This window comes from Burkholderia sp. Ac-20379, from assembly GCF_017104645.1.
Taxonomy (GTDB): domain Bacteria; phylum Pseudomonadota; class Gammaproteobacteria; order Burkholderiales; family Burkholderiaceae; genus Burkholderia.
Genome location: NZ_JAAGPF010000576.1, coordinates 1 through 2,545, shown reverse-complemented (window position 1 = coordinate 2,545; position 2,545 = coordinate 1). Strand labels below are relative to the sequence as shown.

Annotated in this window: 2 protein-coding genes; both read right to left on the bottom strand. The window is 65.8% G+C overall.

Annotated features, from left to right (window positions below; genetic code table 11):
- A partial coding sequence (locus G3N92_RS32890) for a C40 family peptidase (protein WP_206131691.1) occupies positions 1-827 on the bottom strand: 827 nt, incomplete at its 3' end.
- Between the two features lie 242 nt (positions 828-1,069).
- A partial coding sequence (locus G3N92_RS32885) for a PhoH family protein (protein ID WP_206131690.1) occupies positions 1,070-2,545 on the bottom strand: 1,476 nt, incomplete at its 5' end.

Below are 2,545 nucleotides of genomic sequence, written 5' to 3'. Positions count from 1 at the left end.
GGTGTCGCGCCTGCTGCGCGCGCCTGTTGCTGCGCGGCCGACAGCGCGGTGGGCGGCGGCTCGAACTGATCGCCGCCGGCAGCGGGCGCCGTTGCGGCCGCAATGCGTGGCGGTGGCGCGCTGTAGGCAGGCTGTGTGGTTCGCGCTGGCTGTTCGATCGGCGCCGCAGTCGCAACCGGCGCAGCAGCCACCACGGCCGGCGTCACGCTGCGAGTGCTATCGGCCGCCGGCTCGGGAGCCTGGCGATTGTCGGCCTCATAGGTTGGCGTATCGAACGGCGCCGGTGCGTGACGCGGCGGCGCAACGCGGCGAATCCCGTCGAAATGCTTGGCCCAATAGGGATTGGTCAAATAATCGAGGCGCACCGTGCCGCCCGTGGACGGTGCATTGACGAAGCGCAGCTTGCCGACATAAATGCCGACGTGCGAATGCGGGCGGCCCGTGGTGTTGAAGAACACGAGATCGCCGGGCGCGATCTCGTCGGGTTCGACGGATACGCCGCGCGTGCTCATCTCGGCGGTGGTGCGCGGCAGCGACACATTGGCGGCCCGCGACACGATGTAGCGCACCAGCCCGCTGCAATCGAAGCCGGCGTCGGGCGTATTGCCGCCCCAGCGATAGGGAATGCCGACGAGGCTCATCGCCTGGATCGGGATCTCCTCGCGGCCGATGCTGTGATCGACGAAATTCGGAAAGCCGCGTGGCGGCGCGAAGGCGCGCGGCGTGGTGATGCGCATCGACGTGCCGGTGCGCGCCGATTGCTGCGGTGCGGTCGAGCACGCGGCAAGCAGGGAAAGCACGACGACGGACAGCCAGATTCGCAGCATCGGAGAAGGACGGGCGCCGATAAGCACCTATCGTATGACCACGGGTATTGCGGATAGTAGTCGGTCTGGCGGGGCGGCGGCAAGCGATCTTCAGGTAGGACTTGAAGACTTGCCCGATTTGTAGGCAGATCGTCAAAGTTTTTGCGCAAAAAGTCGAACCCTAAATAGGGATCGTCCGAAGCGCAGGCGAAAAAAAAGCGCCCCGGACGGAGCGCTTTCTGTATGGATCGGAAGATGACCGATCAGAGGATGTCGGACGCGTAGTCGGCCAGACGCGAGCGTTCGCCGCGCGCGAGCGTGACGTGGCCGCTGTGGCCCCAACCCTTGAAGCGGTCGACCACGTAGGTCAGGCCGGAACTGCCTTCGGTCAGGTATGGCGTGTCGATCTGCGCGATATTGCCGAGGCAGACGATCTTGGTGCCCGGGCCGGCGCGCGTGACCAGCGTTTTCATCTGCTTCGGCGTCAGGTTCTGCGCCTCGTCGATGATCACGTACTTGTCGACGAACGTACGGCCGCGCATGAAGTTCATGCTCTTGACCTTCAGGCGCGAGCGGATCAGCTCCTGCGTGGCGGCGCGGCCCCATTCGCCGGCGGCGTCGTCGGTTTTCTGGAGCACTTCGAGGTTGTCGTCGAAGGCGCCCATCCACGGCTGCATCTTTTCTTCCTCGGTGCCGGGCAGGAAGCCGATGTCTTCGCCGACCGGCACGGTCGCGCGCGTCACGATGATTTCGTTGTAGCGCTTGTCGTCGAGCACTTGCGCGAGGCCGGCCGCGAGCGCGACGAGCGTCTTGCCGGTGCCGGCCTGGCCGAGCAGCGTGACGAAGTCGATCTCCGGGTTCATCAGCAGGTTCAGCGCGAAGTTCTGCTCGCGATTGCGCGCCGTGATGCCCCACACGTTGTTCTTGTGGTGGCTGTAGTCGCGCAACGTTTGCAGCAGCGCCGTCTTGCCGTTCAGCTCGCGCACGATCGCGTGGAACGTCGGCTCGCCGTTCTGCGGCTCGAGGAACAGGAACTCGTTGACCAGCATCGAGTTCACCAGCGGGCCGGTCACGCGGTAATACGTGGTGCCCGTCTTGGTGTCCTGCCAGCTTTCCATGCCCTTGGCATGGCGGGTCCAGAAATCCTGCGGCAACTCGCGCACGCCCGAGTACAGCAGATCCTTGTCCTCGAGCACCTGGTCGTTGAAGTAATCCTCGGCGGGCAGGCCGAGCGCGTGGGCCTTGATCCGCATGTTGATGTCTTTCGACACCAGCACGACCAGGCGGTCGGCGCGTTCGCGCTGCAGCGCGCGCACCACGCCGAGGATCTGGTTGTCGGCCTTGCCTTCCGGCAGGCCTTCGACCGGCTCGATGGTGGTGAGCGTGGTCTGGAAGTAGAGGCGGCCCAGCGCATCGCGGCTGCCGAGCCGCGACAGCGGAATGCCGGCCGTGATCGGGCCGGCGTCGGCCACCAGCGCGTCGAGCGTGCGGCTGACCTGGCGCGCGTTGCGCGCCACTTCCGACATGCCCTTCTTGTGGTTGTCGAGTTCTTCCAACGTCATCATCGGCAGATAGACGTCGTGTTCCTCGAAACGGAACAGGCTGCTCGGATCGTGCATCAGCACGTTGGTGTCGAGCACGAACAGCTTCTGCTGCTCGACGACGGCCGTCTTGCGGCCGCGCGTGGCGCGGGCCGTTTCGCGCGCGGGCGCGGCCGGCGCGGCAGCGGCCTTGGCAAA